General features: G+C 72.8%; 8 protein-coding genes. 4 read left to right on the forward strand and 4 right to left on the reverse strand.

Annotated elements, in window-relative coordinates; all coding sequences use genetic code 11:
- Positions 1-41: 41 nt before the first annotated feature.
- The 4 genes from OF819_RS04175 to OF819_RS04190 all read right to left on the reverse strand — a co-directional run bounded on the left by OF819_RS04175 (position 42) and on the right by OF819_RS04190 (position 17376).
- Entirely contained in the window at positions 42-254 is a 213-nt protein-coding gene (locus OF819_RS04175) for an MbtH family protein (protein WP_267241944.1), read from the reverse strand.
- Positions 251-14713, reverse strand: coding sequence for a non-ribosomal peptide synthetase (locus OF819_RS04180; protein WP_267241945.1), 14463 nt, complete (start codon positions 14711-14713; stop codon positions 251-253). The genes OF819_RS04175 and OF819_RS04180 overlap by 4 nt, the downstream gene beginning before the upstream one ends.
- Positions 14714-14859: 146 nt before the next feature.
- Positions 14860-15912 (reverse strand): iron-siderophore ABC transporter substrate-binding protein, encoded by a 1053-nt coding sequence (locus OF819_RS04185; RefSeq protein ID WP_267241946.1) that lies wholly within the window; start codon positions 15910-15912, stop codon positions 14860-14862.
- A gap of 111 nt (positions 15913-16023) precedes the next feature.
- Positions 16024-17376, reverse strand: coding sequence for a lysine N(6)-hydroxylase/L-ornithine N(5)-oxygenase family protein (locus OF819_RS04190; RefSeq protein ID WP_267241947.1), 1353 nt, complete (start codon positions 17374-17376; stop codon positions 16024-16026).
- Positions 17377-17622: 246 nt separating this feature from the next.
- Between OF819_RS04190 and OF819_RS04195 the strand changes: the two genes are divergently transcribed.
- The 4 genes from OF819_RS04195 (at position 17623) to OF819_RS04210 (ending at position 21752) form a co-directional block, all read left to right on the forward strand.
- Positions 17623-18570: a methionyl-tRNA formyltransferase gene (locus tag OF819_RS04195; protein ID WP_267241948.1), complete on the forward strand. Its 948-nt coding sequence runs from the start codon at positions 17623-17625 to the stop codon at positions 18568-18570.
- A gap of 314 nt (positions 18571-18884) precedes the next feature.
- On the forward strand, positions 18885-19364 hold the full coding sequence (locus tag OF819_RS04200) for an ATP-binding protein (RefSeq protein ID WP_267241949.1): 480 nt from the start codon (positions 18885-18887) through the stop codon (positions 19362-19364).
- A gap of 88 nt (positions 19365-19452) precedes the next feature.
- Entirely contained in the window at positions 19453-20376 is a 924-nt protein-coding gene (locus OF819_RS04205) for a sugar-binding domain-containing protein (RefSeq protein ID WP_267242074.1), read from the forward strand.
- On the forward strand, positions 20373-21752 hold the full coding sequence (locus OF819_RS04210) for an ABC transporter substrate-binding protein (RefSeq protein ID WP_267241950.1): 1380 nt from the start codon (positions 20373-20375) through the stop codon (positions 21750-21752). The genes OF819_RS04205 and OF819_RS04210 overlap by 4 nt, the downstream gene beginning before the upstream one ends.
- Positions 21753-21763 lie beyond the last annotated feature (11 nt).

Below are 21763 nucleotides of genomic sequence, written 5' to 3' on the forward strand. Positions count from 1 at the left end.
GAAGGCTCCCCGCGGGCGGCGTCGTCGCTGGCGCGTCGGCGTCAGCCCTGCTGCGCGGCCGCCAGGGTCGCCGGGCGCAGGTCCGTCCAGTGGGTCTCGACATAGGCCACGCACGCCTCGCGGGTGTCCTCGCCGAAGACGGTCCGCCACCCGGCGGGGACCTGAGCGAAGGACGGCCACAGCGAGTGCTGGTTCTCGTCGTTGACGAGGACCAGGAAGCGGCCCTGCGGGTCTTCGAACGGGTTGGTGCTCATGCGTTGTCACTCCTTGTGGACGTGAGGTTGAACAGCTCCGACAGCGGCTGTCCTGGATCGGCTGCCACGGTGCGCAGCAGCGCCTGGAGTTCGTCGGCGAGCCGGCGCGCCTTGGCGGCTCCCAGGAGGCCGGTGGCGTGGATCAGCCCGCAGTGCACGGGGCCGTCCCCGCGCGGCTCGTAGAAGCTGAGGGTCAGTTCGGCCCGTGCCGAGCCGGTCGGCACGGCCTCAAGCGTGCCCATGCCGCCCTCAAGCTGCTCCAGATCGGCCTGTTCATGGTGGATCACCATGACCTGGGGGCCTTCGGGCGCGAGCCCGGCGGCCTTGACGACTTCTTCGAACGGGGCCTCCTGGCGGTCCAGGGCGCTCAGCGTGGTCTCCCGCACCCTCGACAGCAGCTCCGCGAACGTCGGGTCGCCCGCGGTGTCCGTGCGCAGCACGACCGTGTTGAAGAAGCAGCCGACCAGATCGGCGAGCTGGTCGTCGGTGCGGCCGGCGACCATCGTACCGATGGGCAGATCGGTGCCCGCGCCATGGGCGGTGAGCAGCGCCGCGAGCGCGGAGTGCAGCACCATGAACATGCTGGTGCCGGTCGCGCGGGCCAGCTCGTCCACGGCCGCGTGGAGTTCCTCGTCCAGGACGAAGCCCACATGGCCGGCGTCCCGCGAGGACGCGCGGCGCGGTCCGTCGGCCGGGAGGTCCAGCCGCTGCGGCGCGTCCCGGAGCGTCTCCTTCCAGTAGGCGAGCTGACGCCCGCCCCTGCTGTCCGGGTCGTCGAGGTCGCCCAGGACCTCGCGGGCCCACTGGGCATAGTCTCCGTATGTGACCGGCAGCGGCTCCCAGTGGGGCGTACGGCCCTCGGCGCGGGCCGCGTACGCCGTGGTCAGATCGCGGAACAGCGGCACCACGGACCATTCGTCCACCGCGAGGTAGTGCATGGTCAGCAGCAGGGCCTGGCCGCCTGCGGGATCGGTGAGCAGATGCGCCCGCAGGGGGGCCTCCTGCTCCGGGCGGGGCGCCTGGGAGGCGAGTTCCGCCAGTCGCGCGTCGAGGTCGGCGCACTGCTCGGCGGTCAGCTCCGGGGCCTTGGCCGGCTGCTGGAGCAGCAGGCCGTCGCGCTCGGCGAAGGCCGTGCGCAGCGGCTCATGCCGGGCCGCCAGATCGGCGAGTGCCACCGAGACCGCGTCCGCGTCGAGGCCGCCCGCCGGGGCGCGCAGCGTCAGGGCGTGGTCGAAGCCGGGGCTGCGGCGGTACGACTCCCACTGCCAGCGCTGCACGGGCGCGGCCGCGACGGGCTCGGCCCGGTCCTCGGCGGGACGCAGCGCCGGGCGGGCCGCCGCCGCGCCGTCCAGCTTGCCGGCCAGACCGGCGACGGTCAGCGCGTCGAAGACGTCCCGGATGCTCAGCTCGACCCCGAACTCGGCGCGGATGCGGCCGAGCAGCCGCATCGAGGCCATGGAGTGGCCGCCGAGCGCGAAGAAGTTGTCGTGCACGCCGACGCTTTCCAGCTTGAGGATCTCGCAGAACAGAGCGGCCAGGCGCGCCTGTGTCCCGGTGGCGGGGCGGGCGTCGCCGGTCATCGAGGACCAGTCGGGCGCGGGCAGCGCCTTGTGGTCCAGCTTGCCGTTGGGCGTCAGCGGCAGCGGGCCGTCCAGCGCCACGACGAGCGCGGGGACCATGTATTCGGGCAGCAGCCCGGCGACATGGGCGCGCAGCTCCTGCGGGTCCGGCTCCCCGGACTCGGGGACCGCGTAGGCGACCAGGCGGACGATGTCCCCGGCGCGGTCGGGCAGCACGGCGGCCTGGGCCACCGACGGGTGCGACGCCAGCGCCGCCTCGATCTCGCCCAGCTCGATGCGGAAGCCGCGGATCTTCACCTGGGTGTCGACCCGGCCGAGGAAGTCGAGGTTCCCGTCCGCCTGCCAGCGGGCGCGGTCGCCGGTGCGGTACATGCGGCTGCCCGGCGCGCCGAACGGGTCGGCGACGAACCGCTCCGAGGTGAGCGCCGCCTTGCCGAGATAGCCGCGGGCCAGACCGCGCCCCGCGATGTACAGCTCGCCCACGACGCCCGGCGGGACGGGGCGCAGCCGCTCGTCCAGGACGTAGGCGCGGGTGTTGGGGTCGGGGCGGCCGATGGGCACCCGGCCGGACGGGCGGCCGCCGTGTTCGCGGGAGGGCCACAGCGTGGAGTTGACCGTCGCCTCGGTGAGGCCGTAGGCGCAGATCAGATGGGCGGTGGCGCCGAACCTCTCGAAGAGGTCCGGCGGCACGGTCTCGGTGCCGACCAGGACGGTTGCGCCTTCGGGCAGTTCGCAGCCCGGCGGCAGCGCGGACACCAGCGAGGGCGGCAGGATCATATGGGTGATCCGCTGCTCGGCGAGGAAGTCGGTGAGCGCCGCTCCGGCGACCCGCGCCTCGTCGGTGATGAGCACCAGCCGTCCGCCGTGGCACAGCGCCATCGCCAGTTCAAAGGCGAAGACGTCGAAGCCGATCGACGCGAACTGGAGCACATGGCTGTCGCGTTCCAGGCCCATCCGGTCGACCGCGGTGGCGACGAGGCTGGCGATGCCCTCGTGGGGGACGATCACGCCCTTGGGGCGGCCGGTCGATCCGGAGGTGTAGATGACGTACGCGGCCTGGTCCAGGCCCGCGGGTCCGCCGTCGACGGCGGACTCCGGCAGACGGTCCAGTTCGGCCGCGGTGGAGGGCTCGTCGAGCAGGAGCACCGGCACGCCCGCCACCGCGGGGATCTTCCCCGCCACCGGCTCGGTGCCGACGACCAGCGCGGCCCCCGAGTCCTCGATCAGATAGCTGAGCCGGTCGCCCGGGTGGACCAGGTCGAGCGGCAGGAACGCGGCGCCCAGCTTCAGCACGGCGACCACCGTGGCGACCATGTCCGCGGAGCGCGGCACGGCCACCCCGACGACGCTCTCCGCTCCGACGCCGCGTGCGGCGAGCAGCCGGGCGATGCGGTTGGCGCGGGCGTCGAGCTGCGCGTACGTCATGGGCCGGGAGCGGTCGACGACGGCGACCGCGTCGGGGCGCTCGGCGACCTGACGGGCGAACAGTTCGGGCAGGGAGGCTTCGGCGACTTCGCGGGGCGCGCCGTTGAAGCCCTCCAGGACCAGCCGCCGTTCCTCCTCGGACAGGATCTCCGCCTGGGACAGGGGCTGTCCGGGAGCCGCGGCGAACGCCCCGGCCAGCCTGCTGAGCCGCTCGCCGATGCGCTGGGCGGTCTCCTGGTCGAACAGCTCCGTGGCGAACTCCAGCCGACAGCTCAGTGCGCCCGTCTCGCCGTCGGCGGCGTCGGAGCCGTCGGCGGAGAGCCGCTCGGTGAAGCTGAACACCAGGTCGAACTTGGCGGAGCCGATCCGGAAGGGCACGTACTCCGCCCGCAGTCCGGGCAGCCGAAGCTCGTCGCCGGTCCTGGCGTGGTAGCCGACCATCACCTGGAACAGCGGATTCCGGGACAGCGAACGCGTCGGGTTGAGCTTCTCCACCACCGACTCGAAGGGGACGTCGGAGTGGGAGAAGGCGGCCAGGTCCGTCTCCCGCACCCGGGCGAGCAGCTCGGTGAAGCTGGGGTCGCCGCTGAGGTCGGTGCGGAGCACGAGCGTGTTGACGAAGAAGCCGACCAGCTCGTCGAGGGCCTCGTCGCTCCGCCCGGCGATGGGCGCGCCGAGGGGGATGTCCGTGCCGGCGCCCATGCGGTGCAGCAGCGCGGCCACGGCGGCGTGCACCACCATGAACATGCTCGCGCCGGTCTCGCGGGCGAGTCGCCTCAGCCCCTTGTGGACCTCGGCGTCGAAGGTGATGTCCAGCTCGGAGCCGGTGAACGCGGGGCGCGCGGGGCGCGGCCGGTCCGCCGGGAGTTCCAGCTCCTCCGGGGCCCCGTCCAGCGTCGTGCGCCAGTAGTCCAGCTGCCGGGCGGCCAGGCTGCCCTCGTCGGCGGGGTCGCCCAGGAGGCGCTGCTGCCAGAGCGCGTAGTCGGCGTACTGGACGGGCAGCGGCTCCCAGGCGGGGGCCTCGCCGGTGTCCAGCCGGGCGGCGTAGGCGGCGGCCAGGTCCCGCAGGAACGGCCGGTCCGACCACTCGTCGGTGGTGATGTGGTGCAGCAGGATGACCACGACATGGTCGTCGGGGGCCACCTCCACGACCGTGGCGCGCAGCGGCAGTTCCGCGGCGAGGTCGAAGGGCCGGTTGACGGCGGCGTCGACGATGCCGGGCACCTCGTCCTCGGCGGCGCGCACATGCTCCACCGCGGGCCGTGCCTGCTCGGCGGGCAGCACCCGCTGGAACGCCTGGCCGTCACGCTCGGCGAAGACCGTGCGCAGCGCCTCGTGGCGGGCGGTCACATCGGCGAGCGCCGCGGCCCACGCCTCCCGGTCGAGGGCTCCGCGGAGCCGCATCACCAGCGGGAAGTTGTACGCGGCCGAGGTGCACTCGATCTGCTGGATGACCCACAGCCGCTGCTGGGCGTGCGACAGCGGCAGCTCGGCGGGCCGCTCGCCGGCCGTCAGGGCAGGGCGGGCGGGGCCGTGCGAGCCGGCCACGCGCTCGGCGAGTTCGGCGGCGGTGGGCGCCTCGAAGAGATCGCGGATGGCGAGTTCGGCGTCGAGCGCGGTGCGGGCCCGGCTGACCAGCCGGGTGGCCAGCAGCGAGTGGCCGCCCAGTTCGAAGAAGTCGGCGTCGGCGCCGACGCTGCCCTCGGGCAGTCCGAGGACCTCCGCGAACAGGGCGCAGAGCGTCTCCTCCTGCGGGGTGCGGGGTGCGCGGCCGGGGCCCGTGCCGCCGAAGTCCGGCGCGGGCAGCGCCTTGACGTCGAGCTTGCCGTTGACGGTCAGCGGCAGGGTGTCCACGGCGAGAAGCGCGGAGGGGACCATGTAGTCGGGCAGGCCCGCCTTGAGATGGTCGCGCAGCCGCTGCGGCAGCTCCTCGTCCCGCTCCGGGCCGGCCGGGTCGCCCGAGCCGGCCGCTTCGGGCACAAAGTAGCCGACCAGGCGCTTGGCGCCGGCGCTCTCATGGACCACGACGGCGGCGTGGGCGACCTCCGGGTGTGTGGCGAGGGCCGTGGAGATCTCGCCCAGTTCGATCCGGTAACCGCGGATCTTGACCTGGTCGTCGGTGCGGCCGAGGAAGTCCAGCAGCCCGTCCGGGCGCTGCCGTACCAGGTCGCCCGTGCGGTACATGCGCTCACCGGGCTCGCCGTACGGGTCGGCGACGAACCGCTCGGCGGTCAGGCCGGGCCGGTCGTGGTAGCCGCGGGCCAGCCCGGTGCCCGCGATGTAGAGCTCGCCGGGGCAGCCCGGCGGGACCGGCCGCAGCATCGCGTCCAGCACATAGGCGCGGGTGTTGCGGATGGGCAGGCCCACCGTGGGGGTCGCGCTGTCGGCGGTCGAGCCGCCGAGGGTGTTGATCGTGTACTCGGTCGGCCCGTACAGGTTGTAGCCGTAGGTGCCCTCGGTGCGGCGCAGCCTCGTCCACAGCGTGTCGGACACGGCCTCACCGCCGAGCAGGACCAGCGCCGGGCGGTGCCTGCCGGACTCGCCGGAGACGCCGTCGGCCGGGGCGGCGGCGTCGGCCGGCGCGTCCTGGTCGAGCAGGCCCTGCTCGATGAGCAGCTGGGCGTAGGTGGGCGTCACATTGACCACGTCGACGCGGTTCCGGTCGCAGTAGGCGACCAGCGCCTCGGCGTCGCGGCGCAGCTCCTCGTCGCAGACATGGACCTCATGGCCCTCGACGAGCCAGAGCAGCTCCTCCCAGGACATGTCGAAGGCGAAGGACACGGTGTGCGCGATGCGCAGCCGCCGTCCGCCGGCCGAGGCGATGGCCGGGTCGAAGATCTCCTTCTGGTGGTTGAGCTGCATATTCGTCAGACCCCGGTAGGGGGTGACGACGCCCTTGGGGCGGCCGGTCGAGCCGGAGGTGTAGATGACATAGGCCGGGTGCTCCAGGCGGCCGGGCACACCGCGGGCGAACGCGGGCCGCTCGGCGTCGCTGATCTCCTCGCCGGGCAGGGCAGCCAGTTCGGCGGCCACGGCCGGGTCGTCCAAGAGCAGCTCGGGGGCGACCGCGCCCTCGGGGCCGCGCAGGGTCGGGGCCACGGCGGCGGTGGACACCAGGCACAGCGGGCCGGTGTCCTCGGCCATCAGCCGCAGCCGGTCGGCCGGGTGGTCCAGGTCGAGCGGCAGATACGCGGCGCCGGTGCGCAGTACGGCGAACAGGGCGGCGACCATGTCGATGGACCGGGGCAGGGCGAGCGCGACGACCTTCTCCGGGCCCGCGCCGCGGGCGAGCAGCAGCCGGGCGATCCGGTTGATGTGCGCGTCCAGTTCGGCGTAGGTCAGCGCGCGGTCGCCGAAGACCAGCGCCACCGCGTCGGGGGTGCGGGCGACCTGCGCGGTGAGCATGTCCGCGATGGTCTCGTCCGGCACGGGCTCCCGGCTGGCCGCCCAGTTGGCGGCCAGCGCGCCGCGCTCCGGCGGCAGCAGCAGGTCCACTCCGGCGGTCCGGGCGGAGGCGGCGTCCGGGGCGGCCAGCGCCTCGGCGATCCGCTCCAGGACCGCCGTGAACCGGGCGAGGATCACAGTGGCGTCCTCGGCGTCGAACAGGTCGGGCCGGGCCGCGAGGGTCACCCGCAGCCGGGTCTCCGGTGTGACGATCAGCGTGAGCGGGAAGTGGGTGCCGTCCACGTTGGACACGTCGGTGATGCCGTGCCGCTGCCGCAGCGCCGCGGCACGGTCCTCGCCGTCGGCGGAGCGCAGCACGAACAGGGTGTCGAACAGCCTGCGGTGGCCGGTCTCCTGCTGGAGGGCGCCGAGGCCGACGTACTCGTACGGCATGACCGCGGCCCGCTCGGACTGCATCCGCCGCAGCAGGTCCAGCAGCGGCTCGTCCGGGGCGAAGGAGACTCGCGCGGGGATGGTGTTGAGGAACATGCCGATGATGCCCGCGACGTCCGGCACCTCGGCGGGGCGTCCGGCGACCGCCGTGCCGAAGGCGACGTCGCCGCGCCCGGTCATGGCGGAGAGGACCAGGCCCCAGGCGGCGTTGAGGACGGTGTTGAGGGTGAGGCCGTGCCGCCGGGCCAGGGTGCGCAGCCGGTCGCTGGTCTCCTGGCTCAGTACGCGGTCGTAGTCGGCGGGGATCACGGGGCCCGCGTCACGCCCGGACGGGGAGACGAGGGTCGGCTCGTCGAATCCGGCGAGCGCCTGCCGCCAGGCGGCGGTCGCCCGGGCGGTGTCCTGCTCGTCCAGCCACGCCAGATAGTCGCGGTAGGAGCCGGGGGCGGGCAGGCCCGCGGTGTCGCCGCCCCGCTCGTACAGGGTGAACAGCTCCTCAAGGAACAGCCAGGCGGACCAGCCGTCCCACAGGATGAGGTGGTGGGTGACCACCAGCCGGTCCCGTCCGTCGCCGAGGCGGATCAGCAGCAGCCGGCACAGCGGCGGCGCGGTCAGGTCGAAGCGCTGTCGGCGGTCGGCCGACAGCAGCTCCTCCATCCGGGCCCGCTGCTCGTCGGCGGGCAGGCCGGACAGATCGGTCTCGGCGAGGGGTATCTCCGCGCCGTCCGCGATGAACTGGACGGGGCGGGACAGGCCGTCGCTGGCGAAGCCGGCGCGCAGACTGGCATTGCGCTCCAGCAGCGCCCGGCAGGCGGCGCGCAGCCGGCCGGCGTCGAGGCGGCGGTCGAAGTCCAGGGTCTCCTGGGAGAGATAGACGTCGAGGGCGTCGCCCGCGTCGTAGGTGGCGTGGAAGTACATGCCCTCCTGGAGCGGGGAGAGCGGCCAGACGTCCGCGACGGGCAGCCCGGCGGCGGCCTCGATCCGCGCGGTCTCCTCCGCGGAGAGTTCCAGTCCGCCCAGCGGGGCGGGGGCTTCGGGCTCCCGGGGCGTGGGCTCCCGGGGTGCGCCCGCGGCGGTCAGCTGGTCCAGCAGGGCCTGCAGGGCGGGGTCGACCGCCGCGCCGGACTGCTGCGCCTGGGCCAGTACCGCCTTCAGGGCCGCGGCGGCCTGTCCGGCCTCGGCGGCGGAGACGGTCACCTCGCCGTCGGGGGCGGCCGCGTCGGACGGCGCGGTCCCGGTGGCATCCGCCCGGACGGTCCCGGCGGCCGCGGTCTCGGCGGCTTCCGCCCGTGCCGTCTCGGCGGCCGCGGCGGCGAGACCGGCGGGGGTGCGGCGCTCGAACACATCGCGCGGGCTGAGGGCCATGCCCTGTTCCCGGGCGCGGGTGGCGACGGCGATCGAGGTGAGGCTGTCGCCGCCGAGGACGAAGAAGTCGTCGTCGACGCCGATTCCGGGCATGCCGAGGACGTCGGCGAAGATCTCGCACAGGGCGCTCTCGCGCTCGTCGCGCGGGGCGCGGCCGGCTTCCCGCGGTGCGACCTCAGGCGACGGCAGGGCGTTCTGGTCGAGCTTTCCGCTGGGCGTCAGCGGCAGTTCGGCCAGGGTGACGACGGCGGACAGCGTCATGGCCGCGGGCAGCGCGCCGGCGAGCGCCTCACGCAGGGCGTCGGCGTCCGGCGCGGCGTCGGCCGCGGGCACGGCATAGCCCACGAGCGCCCCGTCGCGGACGATCACGGCCGCGCGGGCCACGCCCGGCAGGGCGGCGAGGGCGGCCTCGATCTCGCCCAGCTCGACGCGATTGCCGCGGATCTTGACCTGTCGGTCGGTGCGGCCGAGGTACTCCACCGCGCCGTCGGCGCGCCGCCGGACCAGGTCCCCGGTGCGGTACATGCGCTCACCGGGAGCGCCGAACGGGTCGGCGACGAACCGCTCCGCGGTCAGGCCCGGCCGGTCGTGGTAGCCGCGGGCGAGCTGGACTCCGGCGAGGTACAGCTCGCCGGGGGCCCCGTCGGGCACCGGGCGCAGCAGCGGGTCGAGGATGTGCAGCCGGGTGTTCCACACGGGCCGGCCGATCGGGACGGCGAGTTCCGCACCGCCCTCGTAGGGGAAGTAGGTGACGTCGACGGCGGCCTCGGTGGGGCCGTAGAGGTTGTGCAGCGGCACCGGGGTGCGGCCGTCGCGGGAGGTCAGCTCGTGCCAGCGGCGGGCGTCGGGCCCGGTGAGGGCCTCGCCGCTGCAGAACACCCGGCGCAGGCTCGCGGCCCAGCCGGCCGCGCCCGCGGCGGACTCCATCACCTGGACGAACGCGGCCAGCATCGACGGCACGAAGTGCATGGTGGTGATCCGCTCGCCGCGGATCAGCTCGGCGAGGTAGGCGGGGTCGCGGTGGCCGTCGGGGCGGGCCAGGACCACGGCCGCGCCGCGGGTCAGCGCCCAGAAGAACTCCCACACCGAGACGTCGAAGCTGGACGGGGTCTTCTGCAGCACCCGGTCGTCGGCTGCGAGGCCGTACTCGCCCTGCATCCAGGCCAGCCGGTTGACGATGGCCCGGTGGGTGACGGCCACGCCCTTGGGCCGCCCGGTGGAGCCTGAGGTGTAGATCAGATACGCGGGGTTGTCGGGCCCGGCCGGGCGGGCCGGCGCGTCAGGAGCGCCGGCGGCGGCCTTGTCGCGGTCTGCCGGCGCGTGGTCCACGAGCATGTGTTCCAGGCCGGGCACGCCGGGCAGCCGGCCGGCGGCTTCGGCGGTGGTGACGACAGTGCGCGCGCCGGAGTCGGCGAGCATGAACGCCACCCGGTCGGCCGGGTAGTCGAGGTCGACGGGCAGATAGGCGGCGCCGGCCTTGAGGACGCCGAGCAGGGCCGTCATCAGCTCGGCGGAGCGGGGCACGGCGACGGCGACGTACTGCTCCGGTCCCGCGCCGCGCGCCCGCAGCCGCCGGGCCAGGGCCTCCGCGCGCCGGTCGAGTTCCGCGTAGCTGAGCGTGTCGCCGTCGAAGACGACGGCCGTGGCGTCCGGCGTACGCGCCGCCTGGGCCTCGATCAGCGAGACGAGGGTGGCTTCGGGGACGGCTGTGTCGGTGGCGTTCAGCGCGGCGAGGTGCTCCTCCTCGCGCCGGGTGAGCAGGCCGGTGGCGGCGACGGTGCGGCCGGGCTCGGTCACCAGGGTGCGCAGCAGCGCCGTGAACCGGTGGGCGAGGACGGCCGTGGCGACGCCGTCAAGGCGGGCGGCGTCGTGCTTGAACCGCAGCAGCAGCGATCCTTCGGACGGCTCGACGATGAGGGCGAGCGGGTAGTGCACGGCGTCCAGCACCTGGGCGCCGGTGATGTGCAGCCCGTCCGGCTCTCCGGCCGCAAAACGGTCCCCGGCGGGGTAGTTCTCGAACACCACGAGGGTGTCGAAGAGTTCCCCGCCGCCGGCGAGGCGCTGGATCTCGGCGAGGCCGAGGTGCTGGCAGTCCAGCAGCGCCGCCTGCTCGTCCTGGACGCGGCGCAGCAGGTCGGTGAGCGTTTCGCCGGCGCGCGGGGTCACCCGGGCCGGGACGGTGTTGATGAACAGGCCCACGGCCGCGTCCAGGTTCTGCACCTCGGTGGTCCGTCCGGAGACGGTGGTGCCGAAGACCACGTCCTGACTGCCGGTCAGGGCGCTGAGGAGCAGGCCCCACAGGCCGTTGACGACGGTGCTGAGGGTGAGGCCGTGGCTGCGGGCGTAGGCGGTGAGCTCAGCCACGAGGTCCTCGGGCAGCCGGCTGTCGATGTGCTCCGGCCGGGCCGGGGCGCTCTCGGCGGCGGTGTCGGCGTCGGCTCCGGCGCCCGTCAGCGCGGGCAGCAGCTTGGTGGGGCCGTCCAGTCCGGCCAGCGCCTGCTGCCATGTCTCGCGGGCGGCGGCCGCGTCCCGGCCTGCCAGCCAGGAGAGGTACGGGCGCACGGCGGGCGGCTCGGGCAGCTGCTCGCCGCGGTAGGCGGCGGTCAGCTCGCGCAGCAGGACGGAGACGGACCAGCCGTCGGCGACGATGTGGTGCAGGGTGAGGAGCAGCCGGGAGCGCTGCCCGTCCTGGATGAGGGCGGCGCGCAGCAGGGGCGGCCGGCCGAGGTCGAACGGCTCGTCGCGGTCGGCGCGCAGCAGCTCCTCAAGCGGCGTGACCGAGGTGTCGGCCTGCCGCCAGGGCAGGGTCGCCCGGTCGGCGATCCGCTGGACGACCTGGCCTGAGGGCAGCTGGCGGAAGGAGGCGCGCAGCAGCGGGTGCCGGTCGAGGAGCAGCTGCAGGGCGCGCCGCAGCCGCTCGGGGTCGGCTTCCCCGCCGAGGTCGAGGAGTTCCTGCACCATGTAGAGGTCGGCGGCCTCGGCGTCGTACTCCGCGTGGAAGAAGAAACCTTCCTGGAGCGGGGAGACCGGCAGGGCGTCCTCGTCGAGCTCGGCGAGGGCCGCCGGGCCGCTCTCGGCGGCCGCGTTCCGGGCGTCCCCGGCGACCCGGGCGAGGGCCGCGACGGTCCGCTGCCGGAAGACGTCGCGCGGGGTGAGAGCGAGGCCCGCCTCACGGGCGCGGTTCACCAGCTGGATGGCGACGATGCTGTCGCCGCCCAGCTCGAAGAAGCTGTCGTGCACGCCCGCCGTGGGCAGTCCGAGGACGTCGGCGAAGAGTCCGGCGAGCGTGGCCTCGGCGGGGGTGGAGGGCGCGTCGGCGCCGCTGACGGCCGTCCAGTCCGGCTCGGGCAGGGCGCGGCCGTCCAGCTTGCCGTTGGGGGTCAGCGGCAGCGGGCGGTCGAGGACGACGACGGCGGAGGGCGTCATGTAGTCGGGCAGGGTGCCGGCCACCCGGGCCCGCGCGGCGGCCACGGCGGCGTCCGCGGCGGCGCCGGTGTCCGGCGTCCCGGCGTCTGCCTCCGGGACGAGGTAGGCGACGAGCCGCTTGACGCCCCGGTGGTCGTCGCGGACGAGGACGGCGGCCTGGGCGATGCCGGGGCAGGCCATGAAGGCGCTCTCGACCTCGCCGGGCTCGATCCGGTGGCCGCGGATCTTGATCTGGCCGTCGGCGCGGCCGAGGAACTCCAGATTGCCGTCGGCGCTCCAGCGGACGCGGTCGCCCGTGCGGTACATCCGCGTCCCGGGCGCTCCGTACGGGTCCGCGACGAACCGCTCGGCGGTCAGCGCCATCCGTCCCAGATAGCCGCGCGCCAGGCCGCGTCCCGCGATGTACAGCTCGCCCTCGGCGCCCACGGGCACCGGGCGGAGCGCCGCGTCGAGCACATAGGCGCGGGTGTTGGGGTCGGGCTCGCCGATCGGCGCGGGGCCGGGCCGGCCGGGCTCGGCGAGCCACAGGGTCGAGTTGACGCTCGCCTCGGTGAGGCCGTACGCGACGACGACCTGGAGCCGGCCGGACCAGCGGGCGATCAGCTCGCTCGGCACGGCCTCGGTGCCGACGACGAGGACGGCGCCCTCGGGCAGTTCGCACTCCTGCGGCAGCGCCGACACCAGCGACGGCGGCAGGATCATATGCGTCGCGCCGTGTGCGGCGATGTAGTCGGTCAGGGCGGGTCCCGCGACCCGGCGTTCGGCGGGCACGACGATGATCCGGGCGCCGGTGCACAGCGACATGACCAGGTCCCAGACCGTCACATCGAAGCCGACGGAGGCGAACTGCACCACGCGGCTGTCGGCGGTGACGCCGATGCGGTCGGCGGCGGTGGCGATCAGGCTGCCGACGCCGTCGTGGGTGACGACGACGCCCTTGGGGCGGCCCGTGGAGCCGGAGGTGTAGATGACGTACGCGGCCTGGTCCAGCGCGATCCGGACGCCGGGGTCGCTGTCTTCGCGGGCGGCGCAGTCCTCGGCCGTGGCCGGGTCGTCGAGCCGCACGAGCGTGATGTCGCCGGTGTCGGGAAGCTCGCCCGCGAGCGCGCCCGCCGTCACGACGGTCCGGGCCCCGGCGTCGCTCAGCATATAGGCGATGCGGTCGCGGGGGTGGTCGGCGTCCAGCGGCAGATAGGCCGCCCCGGCCTTCATCACCGCGAGCAGCGACACCACCAGTTCCGGGGAGCGCGGCAGGGCCACGCCGACGATGTCCTCGGGGCGCACGCCGCGGGCTGCGAGGTGGCGGGCGAGCCGGTTCGCGGCGGCGTTGAGCTCCGCGTACGTCATCTCGCGGTCCTCGTACACCAGGGCGACGGCGTCCGGCGAGCGGCGCACCTGTGCCTCGAAGGCCGCGGGCCAGGTCAGGTCGGGGGTCACGCGCGGGGAGACGCCGAAGTCGTCCAGGAGACGGGTGCGTTCGTCCGCGGAGGTCAGGTCGATATGCCCGACGGGCCGGGCGAGGTCCTCGGTCAGGGCGCGCAGGACGGCGAGGAAGCGGCGCTCGTGGTCGCGGAGGGTCTGCTCGTCGCAGACGTCCGCGTCGGCGTCGAGATAAACGCGGACGCCACTGCCGCCACTGCCGCCACTGCCGCCACTGCCGCTTTCGGCGAAGCTGACGGCGAGGTCGCTGACGGCGCCCAGCCACACCGGGTCGAGTTCGGCGTCGAGGTCCGCGAAGCGCACGTCCTCGGGGCGGGGCAGGATGTTGACGGTGGGGCCGACGAGCTGCTGCACGCCGTCGGCGAGGCCGAGGTCCCTGGCCAGGTCCTCGGCGCGGCAGCGGCTGTGCGCGACGGCCTCGCCGACGGCGCGGTGGACGTCGGCCGCCAGCTCGGCGCCGGTGGTGCCGGGGCGGACGGTCAGACGCAGCGGCAGCACATTGGAGACCATGCCGGGCGTGCCGGCCGACACGGCGTCGTGGCGGGCCGCGACGGGCAGGCCGAGGACGAGGTCCTGCTCTCCGCTGACCCGGTGCAGATAGGCGGCCACGGCGGCGATCAGCAGCCGGGAGGACCGTACGCCGGCGCTCCGGGCGGCGGCCTGGAGCAGGCTCAGGTCGGCGTCGGGCAGTTCGGCGGTGCGCCGCAGCCGGCGGGTCATCGGCGCGGGGCCGCGCTCGACGAGGCGTACGGGCTCGGGCAGGCCGGCCAAGTGCTCGCGCCACCAGGCGCGGTCCTGCTGGTGCTGCTCGGAGGCGCGGTACTCCTGGTCGGCGGCGACCAGCCCGGCGAGGGACCAGTCGCGGGGTGCACAGGCGTCGTCGCCCGCGGTATAGATCTCGCCGGCGCGGCGGGTGATGAGCGCGACGCCCATGCCGTCGACGACGATGTGGTGATAGCGCTGATACCACAGGACCCGGTCGTCCGCGAGACGCAGGACGGCCTGGGCGAAGAGCGGTCCGCGGGCGAGGTCGGCGGGCCGGTCCCGGTCGGCTTCCATCCATGCGGCGGCCGCTTCCCCGGGGTCGGCGGCATCGCGGAGGTCGACGACGGGAACATCGGCGGGGGAGGGGACGGCGGCGGGCGTCTGGCGCGGCCCGTTCTCGCCGGGCGTGACGGTGATGTGCAGGCACTCCGCCTCCGCGACGGCCTGCCGGACGGCCGCGGCAAGGCGGCCGAGGTCGATGTCGCCACGCAGGTCCAGGGCAAACACGATGTTGTAGGCAGAGCTGTCCGGCTCGATCTGCTGGGCAAGCCAGATGCCCGATTGCCCGCCGGTGAGGGGTATCCCGGAAGCGGACGTCCGGTCCGACTCGACGTCAAACATCGTACGAAGTGGCCTTTCCCTGGTGGTGCGTGAGTGGTGGGGGTCCTGCCGGGGCGGCGCGGCCCTGACCGGGCGCGCCGGAGCCGACCGAGCCGGCCGGCGTGGTCGCGCCGGCCGGCTCGGGGGCGTGCGTCAGCGGCGCGCCGTCACTTGACAGCCGCCAGCAGCGGCTCGATCTCGTCGATCGCGTAGGGGATCGACAGGACGGTGTTGAAGGAGAAGGCCGCGCCGATGTCCGGGTCCTGGTACGGGACGAACAGGTCGCGCTTCTCCTGGTGGACCTTCAGCTTGCTGTAGAGCGGCTCGGCCTTGATGCGGTCGTTGGCCTCGGTGCTGGAGGTGACCCAGACGAGCCGGTCGACGTCGAGGACGTTCAGCTTCTCGGCGCTCAGCTCGGCGACGTTCCAGCCCGGCTTGGCCATGGTGTCGATCTCGGGCTTGAGCTTGAAGCCGAGCTCGGAGAAGAAGATCGCCTTGGGGTCGGTCTTGGTGAAGGCGGAGTACTTGCCGGCCTCGAAGCTGTCGGCGACGGCGATGGTCTTGTCCGCCCACTCCGGGTGCTTGTCGCGGACGGCCTTGAAGCGGGCGTCGATGTCGGAGATCAGCTTCTCGGTCTCGGTCTCCTTGCCGAGCGACTTGCCGATCTGCTTGGTCATGACCTGCCAGGGGGCCCCGTAGTCGGGGAAGTCCTTGGGCTGGGCGACGACCTTGGTGAACTTGGAGAGGGTGTCGTACTGCTCCTTCTTCATGCCGGAGTACTGGGCGACGACCAGGTCCGGCTTGAGCGCCGCGATCTTCTCGATGTTGTACTCGTCGCGCTCACCGACGATCTGCGGCTTGTCGGAGCCCCACTTGTCCTTGGTCCAGGGCCACTTGCCGTACGGGTCCTCCTTGAACCAGTCGACCGCGCCGACCGGCTTGACCCCGAGGGCCAGCACCGCGTCCTGGTCCGAGAGACCGAGGGTGACGACCTTCTTGGGCTCCTTGTCGATGGTCGTGCTGCCGTACTTGTGCTCGACCGTCACCGGGAAGGCGGAGGAGGACTTGGCGGCGTTGGACGCGTCGTTCGACGGCTTCGACTCGGGCTTCTCGGCGCCGCCCCCACAGGCGGTCAGCGCGAGGGCGGCGGCTGCGGCGACGGCTGCCTTGGGGACGTTTCTGACGAGCCGCGCCAGCGCGGGGCGTGGACCAGTGGTCACGGGTGTTCCTTTCACGGGGGTTTCACAGTGCGTGCCGCGCCCGCCGGATATGACGGCGCTGCCGGCGTGCGGGCGGTGTGGGGGGTTGGCCTGCGAAGACCTGAGGGGTCTTCAGCGGGCCGAGCCGATGCCGTCGGCGACCTGCCGGGTCTCGGCGGGGACGGGCGCAAGGCCCTGGCCGAGGACCGATTCCAGGATCTCGCCGACCCGGATCGCGGTGTTGGACAGCAGGGATGACGTGATGCCGTGGGTGTGCTCGGTGCCGCCCTGGAGGTAGATGCCGCAGCGCAGCTCGGGCCGGGTGGCGATCCGGTAGTCCCGCTGGACGCTGATGCGGCCCTGCTCGTCGCGGCGGCACAGGTCGGCGACCGGGCCGAGGAGGCCGACGGGGTCGGCCGGGCTGTAGCCGGTGGCGTAGACGACCACATCGGCGTCCAGCGTGGTGTCCTCGCCGGTGACGAGGGAGGTGACGGTGGCCCGTACCTTGTCGCCGGAGTCCTCGACGCCGGTGAGCCGCGACACATTGAGGAAGCGCAGCCGCTCGGCGCCGAGGACCTTCTCCTGGTACGCCTGCCGGTACAGATCGTCGATCAGGTCGATGTCCACCACGGAGTAGTTGGTGTTGCCGTGGTAGTCCATCAGCTTGCGCTTGACGTCGTCGGGGGCGGTGAAGTACTCGTCGACGGCCTGGGGGTCGAAGATGCGGTTGGCGAAGCTGGAGTCGTCGGCGGGGCTGTAGCCGTAGCGGGAGAAGACGGCGCAGACCTCTGCCCGGGGGAAGCGGCGGTGCAGGTAGGCCACGTTCTCGGCGGCGCTCTGGCCGGCGCCGACGACGACGAAGCGCTCGGGCTCGGCGCCTTCGAGGCCGTCGACCTTGGCCAGCAGCTCGGAGTTGTGCCAGACGCGGTCCGAGCGCTCGACGCCCTCCGGCATGACCGGCCGCAGTCCGGTGCCGATGACGAGGTTGCGCGCCCGGTGGACCACCAGCTCCCCGCCGGAACGGGCGGTCACTTCCAGGTACTCGACCACGCCGTCGCGTTCGACGGGCTCGACGCCGATGACCTCATGGCCGTAGGAGACCATGTCGTCGACCTTCGCCGCGGCCCACTCGAAGTAGTCGTGGAACTCCACGCGCAGCGGGAAGAGGTTCTTGTGGTTGACGAAGTCGATCAGGCGGCCCTTGTCCTGCAGGTAGCACAGGAAGCTGTATTCGCTGGCCGGATTCCGCAGCGTCACCAGGTCCTTGAGGAAGGACACCTGCATGGTCGCGTCGTCGATCAGCATGCCGCGGTGCCAGCCGAAACGCTGCTGCCGCTCGAAGAAGTGGGCGGTGACCGCCTCCTGCCTCCCGACGCGTGCGTTGTGCTCGCTGAGCGCTATCGCCATGGCCACGTTCGACGGGCCGAAGCCGATGCCTATGAGGTCATGGACCAGAGGTGCGTCGCCAGGAAGAACCTGAGACATGTCACTCCCATCGTGCGGGACAGCCGCCTGTGAGGCGTGGGTGAGAACAAGACGCCGGACACACCGGAACGGCGGCCAAGCGGAACTTAGGTAAAGCTAACCTGATCTGGCCAAGCTGTCGACGTGGGCAAATCGGATATATCACCCATCACGCCGTCAAACTCCCTGAGAACGCGGCCTATTTGCAGCCTTAGGTAAGCCTTGCTTTACTTGGCGCGGTCAATCGCTCTTCAGAGGAGGAACCCGATGCGGGTCGTCATGTTCGGCTATCAGACCTGGGGCCACCGCACCCTGCAAGCGCTCCTGGACTCTGAGCACGACGTGGTGACGGTGGTGACGCACCCCAAGAGCGAGCACGCCTACGAGAAGATCTGGAGCGACTCGGTCGCCGACCTGGCCGAAGAGCACGGGGTCCCCGTGGTCATCCGCAACCGGCCGGATGACGACGAGCTGTTCGAGATCCTCAAGCAGGCCGACCCAGACATCATCGTGGCCAACAACTGGCGCACCTGGATCCCGCCCCGCATCTACGGAATGCCGCGCCACGGCACGCTCAATGTGCATGACTCGCTGCTGCCCAAGTACGCCGGGTTCTCCCCGCTGATCTGGGCCCTCATCAACGGCGAGCCCGAAGTCGGCGTCACCGCGCACATGATGGACGAGGAACTCGACGCGGGCGACATCGTGATGCAGCGCGCCGTCGCCGTCGGGCCCGCGGACACGGCCACCGATCTGTTCCACAAGACGGTCGATCTGATCGCGCCGGTCACCATCGGGGCGCTCGACCTGATCGCCTCCGGGCAGACGGAGTTCACCAAGCAGGACCGCTCGCAGGCAACCTTCTTCCACAAGCGGTCCGAAGAGGACATCCGCATCAATTGGGACTGGCCGGCCGAAGACCTTGAGCGGCTGGTCCGCGCACAGTCCGCCCCCTACCCGAGCGCCTATGCCTTCCACAAGGGCAAGCGCCTCGAAGTGCTCTCCGCCGTGGTGTCGCAGGGCCGCTACGGCGGCACGCCGGGCCGCATCTTCTACCGCGAGGGCGACGGCGTGGTGATCGTCGCCGGCGCCGACGCCCGCACCGGCCGCAACCACGGCCTCGCCGTCACCCGCGTACGGACCGAGGACGGCCGGGAGATGCCCGCGGCCGAGTACTTCACCTCCATGGGCGGCTACCTCACCAGCCGCCCCTGACCCTGCGCGGGGCCGCATGGCCGCGCAGCCCCAGTACCCCGATGCCCCGGACGGTCCCGGGGCATCGGTGTTTTCCGCTCAGCCCCGACCAGCCCGCTAGGCCCGCCAGGCCCCGATCGTGCACATCTGAGCATTCAGCGCACATCTTTTAACGAATTCCTCATTCACCGCCCTCCATGCCTTGACTCTGGTATGCGCCGATCTTTAATGGAGGTGTGAGCATATGAGAAATGAATGCTCATATGAGCAGAATTCGCCTTATGTCTTATGCGTGATGCGGAGCGTGCGGCGGATCATTCCGAAGGGCCGAGAAAATGACCACAGCGATCGAATGCGCTGTCACCCCCGGCGCCGTCGCCGCCCAGCGCTCCTCCGCCGCTCTCCAGCTGCGGGCCGTCGAGCCCTCCGCCCGGAAGGCACGGGCATTCACCAGCGCATGGCTGCGCCGGTGGGGCGAGGACGAACTCGTCGACTCGGCGGTGCTCGTCGTCTGTGAACTGGCGACGAACGCGATCCGGCACGGCGCCCGGGACTCCGCGCGACGGGGAGCGCGGACGCCCGCTCCCCGGATCACCCTGGTGCTGACCCTCCGGGCCGCTGTACTGGACATCAAGGTGCGGGACGGGTCCGCGGTCCTGCCCACGCCGCGCGCCCCCGGCCGGGACGACGACTGCGGACGCGGGCTGATGATCATCGAGGCGCTGGCCGAGTCCTGGGCGTGCGGCCGGGCCTCCGACGGCGGCAAGTGGGTGCGGGCCAGCCTGTCCCGCTCCCCCGCCGGACCCGCGCTGTGAGGTGAGGGCCGTGAACGCTCGCGACAAGCCGAACCGCGGGGCCCGCGCCCACCACCCGGGACCCGAGGAACTGGTGCAGACGGCCGCCATGGCGCGCCGGTTCTATCTGGAGGGCAAGTCCAAGATCGAGATCGCGGACGAGTTCGGCATGAGCCGCTTCAAGGTGGCCAGGACGCTGGAATCCGCGGTGCGCGACGGTCTGGTGCGGCTGGAGATCCGGCTGCCCGCCGAACTGGACGACGAACTCTCCGACGCCCTGCGCACCCGCTACGGCCTGAGCCACAGCATCGTGTTCCACTGCCGCCCCGAGGACGCCGCCGACCCGGCGCAGGTGACCCGGCGGCTCGGCAGCGTCACGGCCGGACTGCTGGCCGAGATCGTCATGGACGACGATGTCCTCGGGCTCATCTGGGGCCCCGAGATCGAGGCGCTCGGCCCGGAGCTGACCACGCTGGCCCGGTGCTCCGTCGTACAGCTCTGCGGGGTGACGCCCCTGCGGCCGGTGGACGCGAACGCCGTGGAGGCGGTGCGCCGGGCCGCGTCGGTGGCGAGGGGCCCCGTCTACCCCATCTACGCGCCCCTGCTGCTGCCCGACGCGGCGACCGCCGGGATGCTGCGCCGCCAGCCGGGCATCGCCGAGGCGGTCAGCCGTTTCGACCGGATCACCAAGGCCGTCATCACGGTCGGCGCGTGGGGGCCGGGGCTGTCCACCGTCTATGACGCGCTGAGCGTCGCGGAGCGTGAGGAATACCGGCTCCGCGGGGCGTGCGCGGAGGTCTCGGGCCATCTGCTCGACGCGGAAGGACAGGACGTCGCCCCGGAACTGACGGAGCGGATCCTCGCGATCAACTTCGACGAGCTGCGCAAGACGCCCGACGTCATTCTGCTGGCCGACGGAGTCGTCCGGGCCGACGCCACGGCCGCGGCGCTGCGGACCGGGCTGTTCAACGGCCTGGTCACGGACACGGGCGTCGCCGAGCGCCTGCTCGGCCAGGCGGGGGACGTCCCATGAGAACGAGATCCCGGGCGGCGCGGCCGAGGACCGCCGCCGCGCTCACCGCGTTCACCGCGAGCGCCGCCCTGCTGCTCTCCGGGTGTTTCGCCGGAGCCGGCGGCGGCGGCCTGGCGGGCGGCGGCGGGAACGCGGTCAATGTGCTGATGGTGAACAACCCGCAGATGATCGATCTGCAGCGGCTGGCGAAAAGCCACTTCACCCCGCGGACAGGCATCGAGGTCCATTTCACGGTCCTGCCGGAGAACGACGTACGAGACAAGATCAGCCAGGAGTTCGCCAGTCAGGCCGGCGTCTACGACGTGGCGTCCATCAGCAATTTCGAGGCGCCCCTCTATGGAAAGTACGGCTGGCTGGCGCCGCTGGACGACACCGTCGCCGCTGATCCGTCCTTCGGCCAGTCCGACATCCTCGACCCGATCGAGGAAGGGCTGAGGGGGGACGACGGAAAGCTGTACGCCGAGCCGTTCTACGGCGAATCGTCCTTTCTGATGTACCGGAAGGACGTGTTCGCCGCCGAAGGGCTGAGCGTGCCGGAACGCCCCACCTGGCAGCAGGTCGCGGCCCTCGCGGCCGAGGCGGACGGGGCACGCCCCGGCATGAAGGGCATCTGTCTGCGCGGCATGCCCGGCTGGGGCGAGGTCTTCGCACCGCTGACCACCGTGGTCAACACCTACGGCGGCACCTGGTTCACCGAGGACTGGCAGGCGCGGGTGAACGGCGAGGGCTTCACCGAGGCCGTGACGGCGTACGTGGACCTCATCCGCGCGCACGGTCAGCCGGGAGCCGCACAGTCGGGGTTCGCCGAGTGCCTCAGCAGCTTCCAGCAGGGCAGGACGGCCATGTGGTACGACGCCACCTCCGCCGCCGGACTGCTGGAGGCCGACGGCTCACCGGTGGCCGGCCAGGTCGGCTATGCGATGGCGCCGGTGCACCGGACCGAGGCGTCCGGCTGGCTGTACTCCTGGGCCTGGGGCATCCAGGCGGCCAGCGACCGGCAGGAGGCCGCGGCGGCGTTCGTCTCCTGGGCTTCCAGCAGACAGTACGAGGAACTCGTCGGCGAGGAGCTGGGCTGGGCGAGGGCGCCGGCCGGAAAGCGCGCCTCCACCTACGCCAACCCCGAGTATCAGGCAGCGGCGGCCTCCTTCTACCGGGTCGCCGAGCAGTCCATTGTCAGCGCGGACCCACGCGATCCCGGCCTGCAGCCGCGCCCGACCGTCGGCATCCAGTTCGTGAACATCCCCGAATTCCCCGATCTGGCGACCAGGGTCTCCCAGGAGATCGCCTCGGCCATCGCGGGCCGCACCTCGGTGGCCGCGGCCCTGGAAAGGGGCCAGGAGCTCGCGGAGCGGGTTGCCGCCGATTACCGCAGCTGACTGAGCGAGAC

It is taken from the genome of Streptomyces sp. PR69 (assembly GCF_026420845.1).
GTDB lineage: Bacteria > Actinomycetota > Actinomycetes > Streptomycetales > Streptomycetaceae > Streptomyces.